This window comes from Serratia sp. Ag1, assembly GCF_000743355.1.
Taxonomy (GTDB): domain Bacteria; phylum Pseudomonadota; class Gammaproteobacteria; order Enterobacterales; family Enterobacteriaceae; genus Chania.
Genome location: NZ_JQEI01000030.1, coordinates 124,208 through 143,558 on the forward strand (window position 1 = coordinate 124,208; position 19,351 = coordinate 143,558).

The window sequence follows — 19,351 nt, forward strand, 5'->3', positions numbered from 1 at the left end:
GGGGCGCATCAATCATTCATTTAAGGCTCAAATGGCCGACGCTGGAACTGATCGTGGCCACACTTCGGGCACAGCGGCAACACTTCCGGCGTATAAAACGCCAAATGGTGATGGCATTGCTCACACACCAGATTCCCTAGCCCCACCACTTCGCCACTGTGATACACGCCGTGATGGCTGACATCCTTGAAGACCTCATGCCATTCCAACTGGGTTTTGTCGGTGATCTCCGCCAGTTCCTGCCACAGGCTTTCTTTAATCACTCGCATAAATACGCTGTCGGTGAGATCATCCTGGCTCTCTTTATAGCTGCGGGCAAACTCCTCCAGATCGCGGCGCACGGCTTGCGTCACCTGCTCCACCTCCGCACGCGTCAATTCACCCACCTCATCCAAACGTTTCTCGGCACTGGCAACCAGTTCGTCGATATCACGTTCCCCATTCTTCAAACGTTCCGTCAGAGATGCCACCAACTCACGGTAATACTGAGCAACCTTGTTCATAGTCTCTCCTCGATGAACTGTTGTGACAGGACTTATCCCTTCATTCTAGCCCTAAAACACTGATGACACTGGGTTGGTGTGACGGATTGGCCGGTTGTGGATCACATCATGGCAATGTTTTTTTTAAATACGCGGCGTCAAGGCGCTTGGTGTTGTTGCCGGGAGGTCTTATCAGCTATGCTATGCGGATCTAAGTACTCAACAGAATGCTACGGATGTAGCTGTTTCACACCTACAGGACCACCGGCCGCCATGCAAGAGCAATACCGCCCCGAAGAGATAGAGTCGAACGTACAGCTTCACTGGCAAGAGAAGCAAACTTTCAAGGTTACCGAAGATGCGAGCAAGGAAAAGTATTACTGCCTTTCCATGCTGCCTTACCCTTCCGGTCGCCTACACATGGGCCATGTGCGTAACTACACCATTGGCGACGTGATCTCCCGTTACCAACGCATGTTGGGCAAAAACGTGCTACAGCCGATCGGCTGGGATGCTTTCGGCCTGCCGGCAGAAGGCGCAGCGGTGAAAAACAATACCGCACCGGCTCCGTGGACCTACGACAACATTGAATATATGAAGAACCAGCTGAAACTGCTGGGCTTCGGCTATGACTGGGATCGCGAGATCGCCACCTGTAAGCCTGATTACTACCGTTGGGAGCAGTGGTTCTTCACCAAGCTTTACGAAAAAGGCCTGGTTTACAAGAAGACGTCTGCGGTGAACTGGTGTCCGCACGATCTGACTGTGTTAGCCAACGAACAGGTGATCGACGGTTGCTGCTGGCGCTGTGATACCAAGGTTGAGCGCAAAGAAATTCCACAGTGGTTCATCAAGATCACCGCTTACGCCGATCAGTTGCTGAACGATCTGGATACGCTGGAAAGCTGGCCAGAGCAGGTGAAAACCATGCAGCGTAACTGGATTGGCCGTTCTGAAGGCGTAGAGATCACCTTCAGCGTGACTAACAGCGATGAGCAGGTCACCGTTTACACCACCCGCCCGGACACCTTTATGGGTGCCACCTATGTGGCCGTAGCTGCCGGTCACCCGCTGGCCCAGCTTGGGGCGGTTAACAACCCGGCGCTGGCCGAATTTATCGACGAATGCCGTAATACCAAGGTTGCCGAAGCCGACATGGCCACCATGGAGAAGAAAGGCATGGCCACCGGCCTGTTTGCCATTCATCCGCTGAGCGGTGAAAAACTGCCGGTCTGGGTTGCCAACTTCGTCTTGATGGAATACGGCACTGGCGCGGTGATGGCCGTTCCTGCGCACGATCAGCGTGACTGGGAGTTCGCCACCAAGTATGGCCTGCAGATCAAGCCAGTCATCCTGAATCTGGATGGCAGCCAGCCGGATATTGCTAGCGAAGCAATGACCGAGAAAGGCGTGCTGTTCAACTCCGGTGAGTTCGACGGCTTAGAGCACGAAGCGGGCTTCAATGCCATCGCGGATAAACTGGTCGCGCTTGGCGTTGGTCAGCGTAAAGTCAACTACCGCCTGCGCGATTGGGGGGTTTCCCGCCAGCGTTACTGGGGCGCACCGATCCCGATGGTGACACTGGAAGACGGCACCGTGATGCCAACGCCAGAAGATCAACTGCCGGTGATTCTGCCTGAAGATGTGGTGATGGATGGTATCACCAGCCCGATCAAAGCCGATCCTGAGTGGGCAAAAACCACCGTCAACGGCCAGCCAGCGCTGCGTGAAACCGACACCTTCGATACCTTTATGGAGTCGTCCTGGTACTACGCGCGTTACACCTGCCCACAGTATGACGAAGGGATGCTGGATCCGGCGGCGGCTAACTACTGGCTGCCGGTCGATCAGTATATCGGCGGGATCGAACACGCCATTATGCACCTGATGTATTTCCGCTTCTTCCACAAGCTGATGCGTGATGCTGGCCTGGTGAATTCGGATGAACCTGCCAAGCGCTTACTGTGCCAGGGCATGGTGCTGGCAGATGCTTTCTATTACACCGGCAGCAACGGCGAGCGCATTTGGGTTTCCCCGGCAGATGCCATCGTTGAACGTGACGAAAAAGGCCGTATCACCAAAGCCGTCGACCCAGAAGGCCACGAGCTGGTTTACGCTGGCATGAGCAAAATGTCGAAGTCGAAGAACAACGGCATCGATCCACAGCTGATGGTCGAGAAATACGGTGCTGATACCGTTCGTCTGTTCATGATGTTTGCCTCACCGGCAGAAATGACGCTGGAATGGCAGGAATCCGGGGTTGAAGGGGCAAACCGCTTCCTGAAACGCGTCTGGAAACTGGCTTACGATCACGTGGAGAAAGGGGCCGTTCAGCCGCTGGACGTGGCCGCATTGAACGCCGATCAGAAAGCTCTGCGCCGCGACGTGCACAAAACTATCGCCAAAGTGACCGACGATATCGGCCGCCGTCAGACCTTCAACACCGCGATTGCCGCCGTGATGGAACTGATGAACAAGCTGGGCCGCGCGCCACAGGAAACCGAGCAGGATCGCGCCCTGTTGCAGGAAGCTCTACTGGCCGTCGTTCGTATGCTGTATCCATTCACCCCGCACATTTGCTTCAGCCTGTGGCAGGCGCTGAACGGCGAAGGTGATGTGGATACCGCCGCGTGGCCAGTCGCCGATGAAGCTGCGATGGTAGAAGACTCCAAGCTGGTGGTGGTTCAGATCAACGGTAAAGTTCGTGCCAAAATCACCGTGGCTGCCGATGCAACCGAAGAGCAAGTGCGTGAACGTGCTGCGGAAGAACATCTGGTAGCCAAATATCTGGAAGGGGTCACGATACGCAAAGCGATCTACGTTCCGGGCAAATTGCTTAACCTGGTTGTGGGTTAACACAAGGAGGCATTGTGCGACATCGTATTCTGACGCTGTTGCTGGGGTTGGCGGTGCTGGTCACCGCTGGCTGCGGTTTTCACCTGCGTGGCACCACGCAGGTTCCCACAGAAATGCACAAGCTGATGCTGGACAGCTACGATCCGTTTGGCCCACTGACGCGCGCCGTGCGTGCTCAGTTGCGCAGCAACGGCGTCACCATTGTGAGCGATGCCACTCGCAAGGATGTGCCGTCTCTGCGTATCGTAAGCTCAACTCAGACCCAGGATACCGTTTCGATCTTCCAGGATGGTAAAACGGCAGAAAACCAGATGGTAATGACCGTTCAGGCACAGGTCTTGATCCCGGGGCATGATATCTATCCACTGAACGTCACCGTATTCCGTTCGTTCTTTGATAACCCCTTGACTGCCTTGGCTAAAGATGCCGAGCAGGACATCATTCTGCAGGAAATGCGCCAGCAGGCCGCGCAGCAGATTGTGCGCAAATTAATGACGGTTAATGCTGCAGAATTGGCGACTCAACAGAAAGCCGACGCTGCCACTGAAAAAACAGCCAGTCAATCAGCACAATGATTCGTCTCTACCCTGAACAACTTGCCGCGCAGCTCCGTGAGGGGCTGCGCGCTTGTTATTTGTTGAGCGGCAACGATCCTCTGCTGCTGCAGGAGAGCCAGGATCTGATCCGCCAAGCGGCTCAACAGCAGCAGTTCACCGAACACTACAGTATTTCTCTTGATGCCCAGACTGACTGGAATGCCATTTTCAGTATCTGTCAGGCGATGAGCCTGTTTGCCAGCAGGCAAACCCTGCTGCTGATTTTCCCGGAAAATGGCCCAAGCGCCCCGATGGGCGAACAGTTGGTCAAGTTGGCGGGCTTGCTGCATGACGATATTTTGCTGGTGCTGCGCGGTCCGCGCCTGACCAAAGCGCAAGAAAACAGCGCCTGGTTTAAAGCACTCAGCCCTAACGCCGTTTTAATCAGTTGCCAAACGCCTGAGCAGGCACAGTTACCCCGCTGGGTGGCGCAACGAGCGAAATCCATGCAGTTGGATCTTGATAACGCCGCCAATCAACTGCTGTGTTACTGCTATGAAGGTAACCTGCTGGCACTGTCGCAGGCGCTGGAACGGCTCTCTTTGCTGTATCCAGATGGTAAGTTGCCGCTGCCACGCGTTGAACAGGTGGTTAATGACGCCGCACATTTCAGCCCCTTTCACTGGTTGGATGCCTTGCTGGCAGGCAAAAGCAAGCGCGCCTGGCACATCCTGCAACAGTTACAGCAGGAGGATGTTGAACCGGTGATCCTGTTGCGTACTCTACAGCGTGAACTGCTGATGTTACTGACCCTGCAACGCAGTATGGCAAGCACCCCGCTGCGCACACTGTTCGACCAGCACAAAGTCTGGCAGAACCGCCGCAGCCTGATTACTCAGGCTCTGCAACGCCTGTCAGGCCAACAATTGCAGCAGGCCGTCCACTTGCTGTCCCAGCTTGAAATCACCGTGAAGCAAGATTACGGCCAGTCAGTCTGGTCAGGGCTGGAAGCCTTATCGATGCTGATTTGCGGTAAACCCCTTATCACGAGTCTCCCTGATGCTCAGTAAACCGCAACTGCATGCTTTTTTTGGTGGCACTTTTGATCCGATTCATTACGGCCATTTGCGCCCGGTTGAAGCACTGGCTCAGGAAGTTGGCTTACACCGCATCACCCTCTTGCCAAATCATGTGCCTCCGCACCGCCCGCAGCCGGAAGCCAGCCCGCAGCAACGGCTGAGGATGGTTGAATTAGCCATCGCCGATCGCCCGCTGTTTACCGTGGACGACCGCGAACTGCATCGCACGACACCTTCCTACACCATCGAGACGTTGGAAACGATTCGTAAAGAACGTGGCACTGCGTTACCTCTGGCGTTTATCATTGGCCAGGATTCACTGCTGACGCTGCACAAATGGCACCGCTGGCAAGCCCTGATGGAGGTCTGCCACCTGTTGGTACTGGCGCGCCCTGGTTATAGCGATCGGATGGATACGCCAGAATTACAGCAATGGTTGGAACAACATCAGGTTACCGATGCACGCCAACTCAGCCAGCAACCGCAGGGTTATGTCTACTTGGCAGAGACTCCGTTGCTGGATATCTCGGCAACCGAGATACGCCAGCGCCGCCATCAAGGGCTCAGTTGTGATGATTTGTTACCACGCAGCGTACAACGCTATATCGAGTTACAGGGTTTATACAGATAGTGCTATACTGCGCCGCTCTTTTTCAGGTATCCGCTGAAAAACCCGGAAACCTTGGCTGACCGGGCCGTGGCCGCGAGGCACACACAGAGCAGGATCCTACCGATATCATCATTATTCAGGCCATACTGCAGCCTGATAAACAGAACATACCCGAGGGGGAACCTTTGCAAGGTAAAGCGCTCCAAGATTTCGTCATTGATAAAATTGATGACATGAAAGGCCAGGACATTATCGCTCTGGATGTGCAGGGCAAATCCAGCATCACCGACTGCATGATCATCTGTACCGGTACATCGACCCGTCACGTGATGTCGATCGCCGAGCGTGTCATAGAAGAAGCCCGTGCCATCGGCATGGAACTGTATGGCATGAAAGGCCAGGCTGCTTCAGACTGGATCGTGGTCGATCTGGGCGAAGTGATTGTGCATGTGATGCAGGAAGAAAGCCGCCACCTGTATGAACTGGAAAAGCTCTGGAGCTAAACGGTGAAACTGCAATTGGTTGCCGTCGGCACCAAAATGCCAGACTGGGTGCAGACCGGCTTTATGGATTACCTGCATCGCTTTCCGAAAGATATGCCGTTTGAGCTGACCGAAATCCCGGCGGGCAAACGCGGCAAGAATGCGGATATCAAACGCATTCTGGAAAAAGAAGGCGAACAGATGCTGGCGGCGGTCGGTAAAGGCAACCGCATTGTCACCTTGGACATCCCAGGAACACCTTGGGAAACGCCCCAGTTGGCACAACAGCTTGAGCGCTGGAAGCAGGATGGCCGCAACGTCAGCCTGCTGATCGGTGGCCCCGAAGGGCTGGCCCCGGCGTGTAAAGCGGCGGCAGAGCAGAGTTGGTCGCTGTCGCCATTGACCTTACCGCATCCTTTAGTGCGTGTTTTAGTCGCCGAAAGCCTCTACCGCGCCTGGAGTATTACCACCAATCATCCTTACCACCGGGAGTGACCGGCGGTGACAGTAATCGAGTGAAATAAAGTAACGGGATGAAAATAGACAGTAACCCTTTTCGCGACTATACGGCAGAATCTGCCCTGTTTGTACGCCGTGCCCTGGTGGCGCTTTTGGTCATTCTGGTGCTGACAGGCATCCTGATTGCCAATCTGTATAATCTGCAAATCGTTCGCTTTGAGGATTACCGTACCCGTTCCAATGAAAACCGCATCAAACTGGTGCCCATTCCCCCCAGCCGCGGCATTATTTACGATCGTAACGGCACACCACTGGCGCTCAACCGCACCATCTACCAGTTGGAGTTAATGCCGGAAAAAGTTGACGATCTCAATGCCACGCTGGAAGCATTACGCCCGATTGTTGAGCTTACTGATGATGACATCGCCAACTTTGAAAAAGAGCGCAAGCGTTCGCGGCGTTTTGTTTCGATCCCGGTCAAAACCGCGCTGACCGAGGTTCAGGTCGCCCGCTTTGCCGTCAACCAGTTCCGCTTCCCCGGCGTGGAAGTGAAAGGCTATCAGCGCCGTTACTACCCCTATGGCTCTGCCCTCACCCACGTGATCGGTTATGTTTCAAAGATTAACGATCGTGACGTCGAGCGCCTGGATAAAGATGGCAAACTGGCCAACTATGCGGCTACGCACGATATCGGCAAGTTAGGCATTGAACGTTTTTATGAAGATACCCTGCATGGCAAAACCGGCTATGAAGAGGTTGAAGTCAACAACCGTGGCCGGGTGATCCGCCAGCTGCATGAACAACCGCCTTCCGCCGGTAAAGACGTTTATCTGACTCTCGATCTCAATCTGCAGCGCTATATCGAGCAACTGCTGGTGGGCAGCCGAGCAGCAGTGGTGGTCAGCGATCCACGCACTGGCGGCATTCTGGCGATGGTGTCCAACCCCAGTTACGATCCGAACCTGTTCGTTGACGGCATCTCCAGCAAAGATTATCAAGGATTGCTCAACGATCCGAACCGCCCGTTGATCAACCGCGCTACCCAAGGGGTATATCCCCCGGCATCAACGGTGAAACCCTATATTGCCGTCTCGGCCCTCAGTGCCGGGGTGATCACTCGTAATACCGTGGTGTTCGATCCTGGCTGGTGGCAACTGCCCGGTTCCGAAAAGCGTTTCCGCGACTGGAAAAAGTGGGGCCATGGTCGCCTTAATGTCACCAAAGCGCTGGAAGAATCTGCAGATACCTTCTTTTATCAGGTTGCCTATGATATGGGCATCGATCGCCTATCGAGCTGGCTGAGCAAATTCGGTTACGGTGACTATACCGGTATCGATCTTTCTGAGGAGCGTTCCGGCCTGATGCCGACGCGTGAGTGGAAACTCAAGCGGTTTAAAAAACCTTGGTATCAAGGGGATACCATTCCTGTCGGGATCGGCCAAGGCTACTGGACCGCTACGCCGATCCAGATGTCAAAGGCACTGAATACACTGATCAACGACGGTGATGTCAAAATACCGCACCTGCTGCAAAGCACCAGAATCAACGGCGCTCTGGTGCCATTCCGTCAGGAAGAACACAAACAGATCGGTGATATTCACTCCGGCTTCTGGGAAATCGCCAAAGACGGTATGTACGGCGTCGCCAACCGGCCAAACGGCACGGCCCGCAAGTACTTTGAGGGAACCCCCTATAAAGCAGCGGCAAAATCGGGTACGGCGCAGGTATTTGGCTATGAAACCTATAACGCCCACAAACTCGCAGAACATCTGCGTGACCATAAGTTGATGACCGCTTTCGCGCCGTATGATAACCCGACGGTATCCGTCGCCATCATTCTGGAAAACGGCGGTTCAGGCCCGGCGGTTGGTACTATCACCCGCCAGATCCTCGACCATATCCTGTTGGGCGACAACAATACGCAATTACCGGATGCAGCCCCACTGCCGCCAGGTATAGAAGGTGATTAAGGTAGAACATGACTGAAAGCCAACAAAAGGGTTCCATCTGGACCAAAATCCACATCGATCCCACTTTCCTGTTATTTATTCTGGCCCTGCTGGTCTATAGCGCCTTTGTGATGTGGAGCGCCAGCGGCCAGGATATCGGCATGATGGAACGTAAGATCGGCCAGATCTTGATGGGCCTGATCGTGATGGGGGTGATGGCACAGATCCCGCCACGCGTTTATGAAAGCTGGGCACCGTATCTGTACATTTTTTGCGTCATCCTGCTGATTTTAGTCGACGCCTTCGGCCAGATCAGTAAAGGAGCACAGCGCTGGCTGGATCTGGGCTTTGTCCGTTTCCAGCCATCAGAAATCGCTAAAATCGCCGTACCGCTGATGGTGGCTCGCTTTATGAATCGCGATGTCTGCCCACCTTCGCTGAAAAATACCGGTATCGCGCTGGTGCTGATCTTCCTGCCCACGCTGTTGGTTGCCGCACAACCCGATCTCGGCACGTCAATTCTGATCGCTGCCTCCGGGCTGTTTGTGCTGTTCCTGTCTGGCATGAGCTGGAAGCTGATTGCTTTTGCCGCCGTGTTGCTGGCGGCCTTTATTCCGGTGCTATGGTTCTTCCTGATGCACGGCTATCAGCGGGATCGCGTGATGATGCTGCTCGATCCAGAAAGCGACCCACTGGGTGCCGGTTACCATATTATTCAGTCAAAAATCGCCATCGGCTCCGGCGGTTTGTCCGGTAAAGGCTGGCTGCACGGCACACAGTCGCAGTTGGAATTCCTGCCTGAACGCCATACCGATTTCATCTTTGCGGTACTGGCTGAAGAGCTTGGCCTGATCGGCGTTCTGATCTTGCTGGTGCTCTATCTGATGGTCATCATTCGTGGGCTCATGATCGCCGCACGCGCGCAAACCACGTTTGGCCGCGTCATGGTCGGTGGATTGATGCTGATCCTGTTCGTCTATGTGTTTGTTAACATCGGTATGGTAAGTGGTATTTTGCCAGTCGTTGGCGTACCTTTGCCTCTGGTCAGCTATGGGGGCTCGGCGCTGATCGTCCTCATGGCTGGGTTCGGCATCGTTATGTCGATCCACACGCATCGGAAAATGCTGTCTAAAAATCTATAAGGGGTAAGTCATGCGTAAGGAATGGCTTTGGGTCGGTGCAGTGGCTATTACAGTATTACTTTCAGCCTGTACCACAACGCAAGAACAACCACCGGCTCCGCAGCAACAACCCTATAACGGGCCAGTGACCGAAATCGGCGGTGTGGAGCCTCGCTATGAGCCCTATAACCCTGGTACGTTACAGGACTATAAGGCTAATGGCGCAACTTATCGCATCGTTAAAGATCCACAAAACTTTTCGCAGACCGGCCTGGCGGCCTGGTATGGCGAAGAGGCCAATGGCAACACCACCGCAATTGGTGAACGATTCGATCATAATGCCCTGACTGCGGCACACCCAACCCTGCCGATCCCAAGCTATGTGCGCGTCACCAACCTGGCGAATGGCCGCCAGTTGGTGGTTCGCGTCAACGATCGCGGCCCGTATACGCAAGGCCGGATTATCGATCTGTCAAAAGCCGCAGCCGACCGTCTCAATCTGACCAGCAACACCAAGGTGAAGGTGGACTTTATCAGCGTTGCGCCTGATGGCACGCTTAGCGGCCCCGGTAGCATTGGCACCATCGTTGCCAAGCAGAGTTACGCTCTGCCACAGCGCCCGGAGCTCGGTTCGAGCAACATGGGGACGCCATTACAACAGGAAGCCCCCATCGCCAACGATGCTGTAGCGCGTCCGATTGATAACAGCAGTCTGAACGACGATAGCAACGGCAGCTCGCCTGTTCGTAGCGGTGGATTCCTCGGAGCGCCAAGCGCCTTGCCAGCCGGAGTACTGGAAGGTTCTGAACCGCCGCCCCCAATTGTCAGCACGCCTGTCGCCGCCGCGCCCATGGCTGTCACAGCGCTCAATACCAGCGGTAGTGTCGTCGTTCAAGTCGGTGCCCTGAGCAACGCCGAGCGCGCACGCAGTTGGCAGCAACAGCTCAGCCAGCAGTTTGGCGTGCCGGGTAAAGTGTCTACCAATGGCAGTGTTTACCGCGTGCAGTTAGGACCGTTCAATAATCGCCAGCAGGCAGCTGAACTGCAGCAGCGTTTGACCAACGAAGCACAACAACAGTCTTTTATCACTGCTGCACCCTAAAACGTGATCCCCGTCAGGCCATCGCGGTTGATAGGGCCTATTCAGCCGAAACATTTTCTTTCAGCTAAATAGGCCCAAACCACTATCAGCCGGGTGAATGCATAATGCCTGTCGGGATCCCATCTGTTATAGTGTGGCTCGTTTTTAAACTTAATCTCACGGATGTTGTCGTTCCGATCATGAAATATGTAACTTCTTTTCGCTTAATCAAAAGCATAACGCTCGGCACCGTCATCGCGATAAGCGCAGCGTCAGTTGCCTATGCAGACGATGTTAATATCAAAACCATGATTCCAGGTGTCCCGCAAATTGATGCGGAAGCTTACATCCTGATTGATTACAACTCCGGTAAAGTATTGGCTGAATCTAACGCCGATGCCCGTCGTGACCCCGCTAGCCTGACCAAAATGATGACCAGTTATGTTATCGGCCAGGCGCTGAAGTCTGGCAAGATTGGCCAAGAGGATCTGGTCACCGTCGGTCAGGATGCCTGGGCAACCGGTAACCCGGTATTCAAGGGCTCCTCGCTGATGTTCCTGAAGCCTGGCGATCGGGTGCCAGTCTCCAAACTGACACGCGGCATCAATCTGCAATCAGGTAACGACGCCTGTGTCGCCATGGCTGATTACGTCGCCGGTAGCCAGGATGCCTTTGTTAACCTGATGAACACCTACGTCAAACAGCTTGGCCTGCAAAATACCCACTTCCAGACCGTACACGGCCTGGATGCCGAGGGCCAGTTCAGCTCGGCACGAGATATGGCGTTGATCGGTCAGGCGCTGATCCGTGACGTCCCAGACGAATACGCTATCTATAAAGAGAAAGAGTTTACTTTCAATAATATCCGCCAGATGAACCGTAACGGCCTGCTGTGGGATACCAGCCTGAACGTTGACGGCATCAAAACCGGCCATACCGATGCGGCAGGCTACAATCTGGTGGCTTCCGCCACCGAAGGCCAAATGCGCTTGATCTCAGCCGTGTTAGGCGGACGTACCTTCAAAGGCCGTGAAACCGAAAGTAAAAAGTTGCTGACCTGGGGTTTCCGCTTCTTTGAAACCGTTGCCCCACTGAAAGCCGGGAAAGAGTTTGCCTCTGAACCGGTCTGGTTTGGTGATGCTGACCGTGTCGAACTGGGCGTGGATAAAGACGTTTTCCTGACTATCCCGCGTGGCCGGATGAAAGATCTGAAAGCCAGCTACGTGCTGAATACGTCAGAAATCCACGCGCCACTGGCTAAAAATCAGGTTGTCGGCAGTATCAACTTCCAGTTGGATGGCAAGACCATCGATCAACGCCCGCTGGTGGTGTTAAACGAAGTGAAAGAAGGCGGCATCTTCAGCCGTCTGGTGGATTACATCAGGCTGATGTTCCATCACTGGTTTGGTTAAGACTTGAAACCGGGGATTTCAGCCCCATATGATAGTTAATACTCACTCCCGCTCCGGCGGGAGTTATGATTTATAGATAAGCTACACCACGGAGCGCACTCACATGCAAAAAACTAAACTGAACGAACTGCTCGAATTCCCTTGCACCTTTACCTACAAAGTAATGGGCCTGGCACACCCCGAGCTGGTAGACCAGGTGGTTGAAGTGGTGCAGCGCCATGCTCCTGGGGACTACAACCCGCAGGTTAAGCCGAGCAGCAAAGGCAATTACCACTCGGTTTCCATCACCATTACCGCCACCCATATCGATCAGGTGGAAACGTTATACGAAGAGTTGGGCAACATTGAGATTGTCCGCATGGTGCTGTAATTTCAACCTGACGCCCTTGCTTCAACCCGTGGGATAAATGCTGGTCGGCAGCCAGGGCGCTCGGTATAATGACTTTCTCACTTCTGTAACCTGACGATGACTCGTTTGCAACATAATAAGATCATTTTGCGTCAACTGGGGTTGCAGCCCTATGCGCCTGTATCCCAAGCTATGCATCACTTCACCGACAGCCGCACCGAGTCGACCCCGGACGAGCTGTGGCTGGTGCAGCATCAGCCGGTGTTCACCCAAGGGCAGGCAGGCAAAGCGGAACACGTTCTGATGCCTGGCGATATCCCGGTGGTTCAGAGCGATCGCGGCGGCCAGGTAACCTACCATGGCCCAGGCCAACAGGTGCTGTATGTGCTGGTGGATCTGAAACGCAACAAAGTTGGCGTACGCCAACTGGTCACCGCCCTGGAAGAGACCGTAATCAATACCCTGGCCCATTTCAACATCGCCTCACGCGCACGCCCTGATGCCCCCGGCGTTTATGTTGGCGAGCAGAAAATCTGTTCACTGGGTTTACGCATCCGCAAAGGCAGCTCATTTCACGGCCTGGCACTGAATGTCGCCATGGATCTGGCCCCATTTCAGCGTATCAACCCCTGTGGCTATGCCGGGATGCAAATGACACAAGTTAGCGCGCTGGAGCCCGGCGTTAGCCTAGAAGACATTCATCCGATCCTGGTACAAGAATTTGTTCATTTACTCGGCTACCAGACGGTCGAGCTTCATAACTGGAACCCGCACGATTATGAGTAAACCGATTCAGATGGAACGCGGTGTCAAATACCGCGATGCAGACAAAATGGCGTTGATCCCGGTAAAAACGGTGGTCACCGAACGGCAGGAGCTGCTACGCAAACCCGAATGGATGAAGATCAAACTCCCTGCCGACTCTACGCGCATTCAAGGCATCAAAGCCGCAATGCGCAAAAATGGCCTGCATTCGGTGTGCGAAGAGGCTTCTTGCCCGAACCTGTCAGAATGTTTTAACCACGGTACGGCGACCTTCATGATCCTCGGTGCCATCTGCACCCGCCGCTGCCCGTTCTGCGATGTCGCTCATGGCCGCCCGGTGGCACCAGATGCCAATGAACCGGAGAAACTGGCACAGACCATCGCCGATATGGCATTGCGCTATGTCGTGATTACCTCAGTGGATCGCGACGATCTGCGCGATGGCGGAGCACAACACTTCGCTGATTGTATCGCCGCAATCCGTGCCAAAAGCCCAAATATCAAAATTGAAACGTTGGTTCCTGATTTCCGTGGCCGTATGGATCGCGCTCTGGAAATCCTGACGGCGACCCCGCCAGACGTGTTCAACCACAACTTGGAAAACGTGCCACGTATTTATCGCCAGGTACGCCCGGGGGCCAACTACGAGTGGTCGCTAAAACTGCTGGAGCGTTTCAAAGAAGTGCACCCGGATATCCCAACCAAGTCGGGCCTGATGGTCGGTTTGGGGGAGACCAATGCGGAAATCGTAGACGTCATGCGCGATCTGCGCCGCCACGGGGTGACCATGCTGACTCTGGGCCAGTATTTGCAGCCGAGCCGCCATCATCTGCCGGTACAGCGCTATGTCAGCCCTGCCGAGTTTGACGAGATGAAAGAAGAAGCGATGGCGATGGGCTTTACTCATGCCGCTTGCGGCCCGTTTGTTCGCTCCTCTTACCATGCCGATCTGCAAGCGAAAGGCCTGGAAGTGAAATAAACGCGGTAATCTTTTGTTACGCTTAGGCCGGTAAACGCGCCAAAAAACGGATGACCTCACGGCATCCGTTTTTTATTGCTTAACGCTGGTTGGCTGTATTAAACGTCTTTCTTCTCGACGCTCTGCGCTGCCGACGGGTTTTCTGCGCTGTTCTGCGCGGGCGGGGTTTCGTCCCCTACGGCTTTTTTGAAGCCTTTCAACGCCGCACCTAAGTCAGCGCCGAGGGTGCGCAGTTTGCTGGTACCAAACAGCAGCACGACCAACACCGCAATCACCAGAAGTTTGGTAATACTGATACCTTCCATATTCACCTTCTTTTTCATTATGGCCGCAAGATGCGGCGAGGGAACCAACCTTGCCTATTAATATTTAGCTATTTTTCCCTCTTTAGAACAACAACAACATGTAACAGAGTGAGATCTCTCAGAGATGTTCTATGCTTAACGTCATGGGGCGAATCTCGCTATTTAGCGTTTCACAAGTGGATGATACGCTGCGTCATTAATCACAGGGGGAAGCGTTAGATGCCAATCGCTCCATTAGCGGTCAATGCCCGACGGTCGGGGCTCAGTTTCGCCAAACGGACTTACCTGCCACGTATCGTCGGCCTGGGGATTGGTTTTTTTTGTGTGCTTGCCACAATTCTCCCCTTACAACCCCCGCTTGCCGTATGGGTCCTACTGGTATTCAATGGGTTCATCTGGCCACATATTGCCTACCAGCGTTCTATCCGCTCTGCAAAACCGTTCATAACCGAAACCAATAATCTGCTGATCGATGCCACGCTGGGCGGTATCTGGGCAGCGATCATGGGTTTTAATGCATTACCTAGTGCGGTGATCTTGTCGATGATGGGCATGAACAATATTGCCTCAGGCGGGCTTTCACTGTTTTTTAAAGGGCTGGTAGCCCAGGTTGCTGCAGCCGTACTGACCAGCGCCGCGCTTGGGTTCCCATTTTATCCGCAAACCACGCCCATGCAGGTGTATATCTGTTTGCCCATGCTGTTTATCTACCCGACATTCCTCGGTTTTGTCACCTACAATACCGCCAGACACCTGGCAGAAAAAAAACAGGAGCTGTTGCGTATTAGCATGCGGGATGGTTTGACGGGCCTCTATAACCGCCGCCACTGGGAACATCTGCTGCACAACGAATTTGACAGTTGCCGACGTTATGACCGCAAAGCTACGCTGATCCTGATAGATCTTGATCACTTCAAAACGATTAATGATACCTTTGGCCATGCGTTAGGGGATGAAGCCTTGATCGTTCTGGCAGAAGAATTGTTATTAGGCTTACGCGTGGTCGATATCGTGGGCCGCTATGGCGGTGATGAATTTGGTGCGGTGTTACCAAATACTAATGCCGACCAGGCCAGCCAGGCTCTGAAGCGTATTCAAGACCGTTTAGATGAAATTATTTTCCGCGAAGCTCCCGAGTTAAAGTTGCGCATCAGCGCCGGAATCGCTGACTATCAGCCAAGCATGCACGACTACCAAGCGTGGCTAAAAGCGGCAGATGGTGCGCTGTACCGCGCCAAAAACAATGGCCGTAACCGCCAGGAACGTGCCATCTCCCAAGCCTGACGTAAAGTCAGACTACAAAACAGCGGATACAGCGTGTAAAATCCCTCCGGCACGGCAAAAGACCCGCGCCGACAGACGGAGATGACATTCCTCCATAACCGCCTCACAGGCTGATGATGTCTACGCAACCTCTCAGAGGGGCGTAGCGCTATGCTTGAACCTTTCTGAGCTTCCTCAATTTTTAGTGAAAAGGTTTTCGATCATGTTGAGTTCTTTGCTGGCCGTGTTTATTGGCGGCGGTTTAGGTAGCGTGTTGCGCTGGCTGGTGAGTATGAGATTGAATCCACTGCATCAGCATATCCCGTTGGGCACGCTGACCGTGAACCTGCTCGGAGGGTTTATTATCGGTTTAGCCCTTGCGCTGTTTACCCGTGTTACTCACCTGGATGCGACCTGGAAACTGCTGATCACCACCGGTTTCTGTGGCGGATTAACCACTTTCTCGACGTTTTCGGTCGAAGTGGTTTATCTATTGCAGGATGGGCGTCTGCTTTGGGCAATTGCCAATATGTTGCTCAACCTGGCGGGCTCGCTGAGCATGACGCTGCTGGCTTTCGTGCTGGTTAATGCGTTAAGCGGGCAATAAAAAACCCGCTCATGGAGCGGGTTTTAAGAATTTTGGCTACTGTAGCTTAGATAGCGATAACGTTAGCAGCAGATGGCCCTTTGGCACCGTTCGTGATTTCAAATTCTACACGCTGGCCTTCAGCAAGAGTTTTGAAACCATTGCTAGCGATAGCAGAGAAATGGACGAAAACGTCTTTGCTACCATCTTCTGGGGTAATGAAGCCGAAACCTTTGGATTCATTGAACCACTTAACGCTACCTTTAATCTTAGACATCAAACTTACCTTTAACGTGAATGTAAGACACAAAGTGTGTGTCAGATACAGTACAGCAATTAGATGGGATTTTGTCCATAACCGAGATCACATAAAATCGATAAAAAGTGGAAAAATCCGCAATCTGCACAGTAAATCGCCGGTTACCTTGGGTAATCGTTAGCAACATAGCCCGATCCTCTGAGCACTTCCGGCACTTTCCCGCAGAATAGCCCCCTGTCACCGCGAGGCATTCCGCGCTATCATAAATACTGTTACGAATGACTTTATGAGAATGATGATGAACGGCAAGATAACGACTTTTTTTGAAGACAAAGGCTTCGGCTTTATCACCGACGAGAACGGGGAAAATCGTTATTTTCACGTGATTAAAGTGCAAAACCCAGAGTTGATTAAAAAGAATGCGCTGGTGACTTTTGAACCCACCAACAATGCCAAAGGGCCATCGGCCTTTGCGGTAAAAGTACAGGCACCCAGCAAATACATCATTATTGCTAATGAAAGAATCAAAATAACCAGTATTAAATCCTTTCACACTTTTACAAAAGAAGTACCGGTAAAAGCAAATATTGATAAAGAAAACACCGTGCTCTCGGTCGGTTTACTGATGAACCGTATCCGCCCACAAGCCGCTGAAACACCGCAAGCCACAGAGACGCTGCGTATGCTGTCGATTACCACCTTCCAGAATGTGACCCACACTTTCTCAGAACATGAAGTCGATATTGATGAAACGCTCCAGGCCTTAAAGGCGTTGTAAAACAGTAGGAAAACAATTAAAGCTTTTTAATATCGCCTGTGTTAGCGTAGTTTTTCACCTGACACAGGTACATGCCATGTCTGAATCCATCAGCGTCAAAGGTTTTAACAACCGCAGCACCCAAATTGCCTGCCCTAAATGCAGCTATGTTACCAAACAGCAATGTTCTAGATTGCGTAAAAACATCACGCTGATCTGCCCCAATTGCGGTACACAGTTCACACCAAAGCAAGGGTGAAGTTTACTTAAACATATTATTATTCAGTGTATTACTGCTGATAATGTTAAACGATGCAACACGGTTATGCCCTTGGGATTTGGCGCGGGATAGCGCAATCTCCGCCTTGTTCATCAACTGCTCGAAAGATTTCACTTCATTCATCGCCAGGCTGGCAACCCCGACGCTGATCGTGATGCGCAACGGAGTTTTGCCTTCAGGATTCATATCAATACTCTCCATCCGCTGGCACAGATATTCCCCAAATGCCACCGCTTGCATTGCCAGCGCACGTGGCATCACGATGGCAAACTCCTTACCCCCCAGGCGACCAAACAGCTGATCGTGGCGCAATTCACTCCGCAGGAGACGGGAGAATGTCGCCAACACCCGGTCGCCGCTCACATGGCCATACATATCATTAATCAGTTTAAAATGATCGATGTCGATCAGCAGCAGTGATAACGCCTCTTTCGCTTGATGCTTATGTTCCAGCAACTCTCTGGCTTTACGCATAAATACACAGCGCTCCAAGGCACCGGTCAGTACATCATGATTGGCGTTATAGTCCAATTGACGCAGCAGTTTGCGGTTAACGGCCTGAGAACTGGCCAGAATCAACGGCCCCATCACCAGCATTGCGATACCTAAACGGGCAGACATCAGCGTATCAAACACACCGGCATGGGTACCGGGTATTTCATACAACATCATGTTAACGGAAATGCTGATAATCTGGGTCACTCCGGTGAGCAGCGTCAGCAGGGTAACGGTAAACAAGTGATAGCGCACAGCACACCACAGCAGGGCCGGGATCGGGAACGCTATCGCTCCCGGCCCACCGATATAGACGCTAAACGCCAGGGAACACAGCAAAGCCAGTAGCGGCATACTGGTACGCCATTGCCAGTTTATCTGGATACGCAACAGTTGTTTAAAACGAGGAGCTGCCAGAACCACAGGCAAGAGCAGCAGGTTAGTCGAGAATTGTTCGCTGAACCACGCTCCCCAGGCGGTAAAAACCGTGTTGTTAAACAGGCTGTCATTGCGCAGCACCGATAACGTGGAAGAGAGTGCGGCCCCCAACAGGCAGGCAATAAACATATATAGAATCGCCTGCGGTTTCCCCATGCGCCGCTGAGACTGTGGCAACATTCGCATCACGCTATAACCACTGGCAATCAGCGCCATGTTGCAGGCATTCAGCCACAATGCCAGCCGCCATCCCTCGGCGGTAGTCAAATCGGCAACGACCATACCCAGGTAAATAGCCACCCATCCGACGATGGTGTCATAACCAGGTTGACGCAGCATCAGCCCGAGCAGAATAGCGTTCACCGGCCAGAACAGCGAAAGTGCGCCTAATGGACGAGTGAAAATGCCAATCAATGAAAGCACGAAAGTCAGAATAAAAAGATTTATCAACAGAATCGAGGCGGGCAAACGTTGTTTCGAATGTAATACAGTGTTCATCGTTTGAACCACCGCGTCATAATAACCACAAAAACTTTATGCATATTCTTTTCCCGGCAAAATGAGAATGACAAAACGAGTTCTCATCTGAAAAGCCAAATGAATCAGTCAGAAACTGTACAACTCCTTATTTAATGGAATCAGCTTAATTCACTCTTACGGAATTAGAAGTTCACATTGATGGGCGCACTTTTATATCAGAAAAGTCTTATATAATAACCAGTTAAACATTCATCACTTTAAATATAGCTCATCGACTCAAGCTAACAGGGTATAGCTTAATCCTCACCATACTTCAAGTTGCCTGGGT

Annotated in this window: 21 protein-coding genes and 1 riboswitch; of the genes, 17 read left to right on the forward strand and 4 right to left on the reverse strand. The window is 52.8% G+C overall.

Annotation, left to right across the window (positions count from 1 at the left end; all coding sequences use genetic code 11):
• Positions 1-20 precede the first annotated feature (20 nt).
• The gene (locus IV04_RS18520; protein ID WP_037398376.1) at positions 21-503 is read right to left on the reverse strand and encodes a zinc ribbon-containing protein; all 483 of its coding nucleotides are present in this window, start codon (positions 501-503) and stop codon (positions 21-23) included.
• Between the two features lie 252 nt (positions 504-755).
• Here IV04_RS18520 and leuS point away from each other — a divergent pair, with 252 nt between their 5' ends.
• The 13 genes from leuS to lipA all read left to right on the forward strand — a co-directional run bounded on the left by leuS (position 756) and on the right by lipA (position 14,160).
• The gene (gene leuS / locus IV04_RS18525) at positions 756-3,338 is read left to right on the forward strand and encodes a leucine--tRNA ligase (RefSeq protein WP_037398379.1); all 2,583 of its coding nucleotides are present in this window, start codon (positions 756-758) and stop codon (positions 3,336-3,338) included.
• Positions 3,339-3,352: 14 nt separating this feature from the next.
• Positions 3,353-3,913: an LPS assembly lipoprotein LptE gene (lptE, locus tag IV04_RS18530; protein ID WP_037398381.1), complete on the forward strand. Its 561-nt coding sequence runs from the start codon at positions 3,353-3,355 to the stop codon at positions 3,911-3,913.
• Entirely contained in the window at positions 3,910-4,944 is a 1,035-nt protein-coding gene (gene holA / locus IV04_RS18535) for a DNA polymerase III subunit delta (RefSeq protein ID WP_037398383.1), read from the forward strand. Before lptE ends, holA begins: the two co-directional genes overlap by 4 nt.
• On the forward strand, positions 4,934-5,584 hold the full coding sequence (nadD, locus tag IV04_RS18540) for a nicotinate-nucleotide adenylyltransferase (protein ID WP_037398384.1): 651 nt from the start codon (positions 4,934-4,936) through the stop codon (positions 5,582-5,584). The genes holA and nadD overlap by 11 nt, the downstream gene beginning before the upstream one ends.
• Before the next feature lie 164 nt (positions 5,585-5,748).
• Positions 5,749-6,066 (forward strand): ribosome silencing factor, encoded by a 318-nt coding sequence (rsfS, locus tag IV04_RS18545; RefSeq protein WP_037398385.1) that lies wholly within the window; start codon positions 5,749-5,751, stop codon positions 6,064-6,066.
• Between the two features lie 3 nt (positions 6,067-6,069).
• Positions 6,070-6,540 carry a 23S rRNA (pseudouridine(1915)-N(3))-methyltransferase RlmH gene (rlmH, locus tag IV04_RS18550; protein ID WP_004949595.1) on the forward strand — a complete coding sequence of 157 codons (471 nt, stop codon included), beginning with the start codon at positions 6,070-6,072 and terminating at the stop codon, positions 6,538-6,540.
• Positions 6,541-6,578: 38 nt separating this feature from the next.
• Complete coding sequence (gene mrdA / locus IV04_RS18555; RefSeq protein ID WP_037398386.1) at positions 6,579-8,474, forward strand: peptidoglycan DD-transpeptidase MrdA; 1,896 nt, start codon at positions 6,579-6,581, stop codon at positions 8,472-8,474.
• Between the two features lie 8 nt (positions 8,475-8,482).
• A complete protein-coding gene (gene mrdB, locus IV04_RS18560) occupies positions 8,483-9,595 on the forward strand; it encodes a peptidoglycan glycosyltransferase MrdB (protein WP_037398388.1) in 1,113 nt (370 codons plus the stop codon).
• A gap of 10 nt (positions 9,596-9,605) precedes the next feature.
• Positions 9,606-10,676 (forward strand): endolytic peptidoglycan transglycosylase RlpA, encoded by a 1,071-nt coding sequence (gene rlpA, locus IV04_RS18565; protein WP_037398391.1) that lies wholly within the window; start codon positions 9,606-9,608, stop codon positions 10,674-10,676.
• Between the two features lie 179 nt (positions 10,677-10,855).
• Positions 10,856-12,067 carry a D-alanyl-D-alanine carboxypeptidase DacA gene (gene dacA, locus IV04_RS18570; protein WP_037398394.1) on the forward strand — a complete coding sequence of 404 codons (1,212 nt, stop codon included), beginning with the start codon at positions 10,856-10,858 and terminating at the stop codon, positions 12,065-12,067.
• Between the two features lie 103 nt (positions 12,068-12,170).
• A complete protein-coding gene (ybeD, locus tag IV04_RS18575; RefSeq protein WP_021180010.1) occupies positions 12,171-12,437 on the forward strand; it encodes a DUF493 family protein YbeD in 267 nt (88 codons plus the stop codon).
• Between the two features lie 96 nt (positions 12,438-12,533).
• Positions 12,534-13,202, forward strand: coding sequence for a lipoyl(octanoyl) transferase LipB (gene lipB / locus IV04_RS18580; protein WP_037398397.1), 669 nt, complete (start codon positions 12,534-12,536; stop codon positions 13,200-13,202).
• The gene (lipA, locus tag IV04_RS18585; protein ID WP_037398399.1) at positions 13,195-14,160 is read left to right on the forward strand and encodes a lipoyl synthase; all 966 of its coding nucleotides are present in this window, start codon (positions 13,195-13,197) and stop codon (positions 14,158-14,160) included. Before lipB ends, lipA begins: the two co-directional genes overlap by 8 nt.
• 98 nt (positions 14,161-14,258) lie before the next feature.
• On the opposite strand, the gene tatA is transcribed toward lipA, so the two are convergent.
• Positions 14,259-14,465: a Sec-independent protein translocase subunit TatA gene (tatA, locus tag IV04_RS18590; RefSeq protein ID WP_037398402.1), complete on the reverse strand. Its 207-nt coding sequence runs from the start codon at positions 14,463-14,465 to the stop codon at positions 14,259-14,261.
• Positions 14,466-14,684: 219 nt separating this feature from the next.
• Here tatA and IV04_RS18595 point away from each other — a divergent pair, with 219 nt between their 5' ends.
• Entirely contained in the window at positions 14,685-15,749 is a 1,065-nt protein-coding gene (locus IV04_RS18595) for a diguanylate cyclase (RefSeq protein ID WP_037398404.1), read from the forward strand.
• Positions 15,750-15,817: 68 nt separating this feature from the next.
• Positions 15,818-15,879, forward strand: a riboswitch (Fluoride riboswitch).
• Between the two features lie 72 nt (positions 15,880-15,951).
• Positions 15,952-16,335, forward strand: coding sequence for a fluoride efflux transporter CrcB (gene crcB / locus IV04_RS18600; protein WP_037398407.1), 384 nt, complete (start codon positions 15,952-15,954; stop codon positions 16,333-16,335).
• A 46-nt stretch (positions 16,336-16,381) separates the two neighbouring features.
• On the opposite strand, the gene cspE is transcribed toward crcB, so the two are convergent.
• On the reverse strand, positions 16,382-16,591 hold the full coding sequence (gene cspE / locus IV04_RS18605; protein WP_002210315.1) for a transcription antiterminator/RNA stability regulator CspE: 210 nt from the start codon (positions 16,589-16,591) through the stop codon (positions 16,382-16,384).
• Between the two features lie 280 nt (positions 16,592-16,871).
• Here cspE and IV04_RS18610 point away from each other — a divergent pair, with 280 nt between their 5' ends.
• The gene (locus tag IV04_RS18610) at positions 16,872-17,351 is read left to right on the forward strand and encodes a cold-shock protein (protein ID WP_037398414.1); all 480 of its coding nucleotides are present in this window, start codon (positions 16,872-16,874) and stop codon (positions 17,349-17,351) included.
• Positions 17,352-17,427: 76 nt separating this feature from the next.
• The gene (locus IV04_RS26855; protein WP_197062168.1) at positions 17,428-17,589 is read left to right on the forward strand and encodes a YnfU family zinc-binding protein; all 162 of its coding nucleotides are present in this window, start codon (positions 17,428-17,430) and stop codon (positions 17,587-17,589) included.
• A 3-nt stretch (positions 17,590-17,592) separates the two neighbouring features.
• Here the strand turns inward: IV04_RS26855 and IV04_RS18615 are convergent, their stop codons facing one another.
• Positions 17,593-19,041 carry a GGDEF domain-containing protein gene (locus IV04_RS18615; RefSeq protein ID WP_037398417.1) on the reverse strand — a complete coding sequence of 483 codons (1,449 nt, stop codon included), beginning with the start codon at positions 19,039-19,041 and terminating at the stop codon, positions 17,593-17,595.
• Positions 19,042-19,351 lie beyond the last annotated feature (310 nt).

What these genes read in the sequence shown, in the direction of transcription:
- ybeD (WP_021180010.1), top strand. Translation starts at nt 12,171, where the DNA reads ATGCAAAAAACTAAACTGAACGAACTGCTCGAATTCCCTTGCACCTTT.
- mrdA (WP_037398386.1), top strand. Translation starts at nt 6,579, where the DNA reads ATGAAAATAGACAGTAACCCTTTTCGCGACTATACGGCAGAATCTGCC.
- IV04_RS26855 (WP_197062168.1), top strand. Translation starts at nt 17,428, where the DNA reads ATGTCTGAATCCATCAGCGTCAAAGGTTTTAACAACCGCAGCACCCAA.
- lipB (WP_037398397.1), top strand. Translation starts at nt 12,534, where the DNA reads ATGACTCGTTTGCAACATAATAAGATCATTTTGCGTCAACTGGGGTTG.
- dacA (WP_037398394.1), top strand. Translation starts at nt 10,856, where the DNA reads ATGAAATATGTAACTTCTTTTCGCTTAATCAAAAGCATAACGCTCGGC.
- rlpA (WP_037398391.1), top strand. Translation starts at nt 9,606, where the DNA reads ATGCGTAAGGAATGGCTTTGGGTCGGTGCAGTGGCTATTACAGTATTA.
- IV04_RS18615 (WP_037398417.1), bottom strand. Translation starts at nt 19,041, where the DNA reads ATGAACACTGTATTACATTCGAAACAACGTTTGCCCGCCTCGATTCTG.
- holA (WP_037398383.1), top strand. Translation starts at nt 3,910, where the DNA reads ATGATTCGTCTCTACCCTGAACAACTTGCCGCGCAGCTCCGTGAGGGG.
- nadD (WP_037398384.1), top strand. Translation starts at nt 4,934, where the DNA reads ATGCTCAGTAAACCGCAACTGCATGCTTTTTTTGGTGGCACTTTTGAT.
- tatA (WP_037398402.1), bottom strand. Translation starts at nt 14,465, where the DNA reads ATGGAAGGTATCAGTATTACCAAACTTCTGGTGATTGCGGTGTTGGTC.
- crcB (WP_037398407.1), top strand. Translation starts at nt 15,952, where the DNA reads ATGTTGAGTTCTTTGCTGGCCGTGTTTATTGGCGGCGGTTTAGGTAGC.
- cspE (WP_002210315.1), bottom strand. Translation starts at nt 16,591, where the DNA reads ATGTCTAAGATTAAAGGTAGCGTTAAGTGGTTCAATGAATCCAAAGGT.
- IV04_RS18520 (WP_037398376.1), bottom strand. Translation starts at nt 503, where the DNA reads ATGAACAAGGTTGCTCAGTATTACCGTGAGTTGGTGGCATCTCTGACG.
- IV04_RS18595 (WP_037398404.1), top strand. Translation starts at nt 14,685, where the DNA reads ATGCCAATCGCTCCATTAGCGGTCAATGCCCGACGGTCGGGGCTCAGT.
- leuS (WP_037398379.1), top strand. Translation starts at nt 756, where the DNA reads ATGCAAGAGCAATACCGCCCCGAAGAGATAGAGTCGAACGTACAGCTT.
- mrdB (WP_037398388.1), top strand. Translation starts at nt 8,483, where the DNA reads ATGACTGAAAGCCAACAAAAGGGTTCCATCTGGACCAAAATCCACATC.
- IV04_RS18610 (WP_037398414.1), top strand. Translation starts at nt 16,872, where the DNA reads ATGAACGGCAAGATAACGACTTTTTTTGAAGACAAAGGCTTCGGCTTT.
- lipA (WP_037398399.1), top strand. Translation starts at nt 13,195, where the DNA reads ATGAGTAAACCGATTCAGATGGAACGCGGTGTCAAATACCGCGATGCA.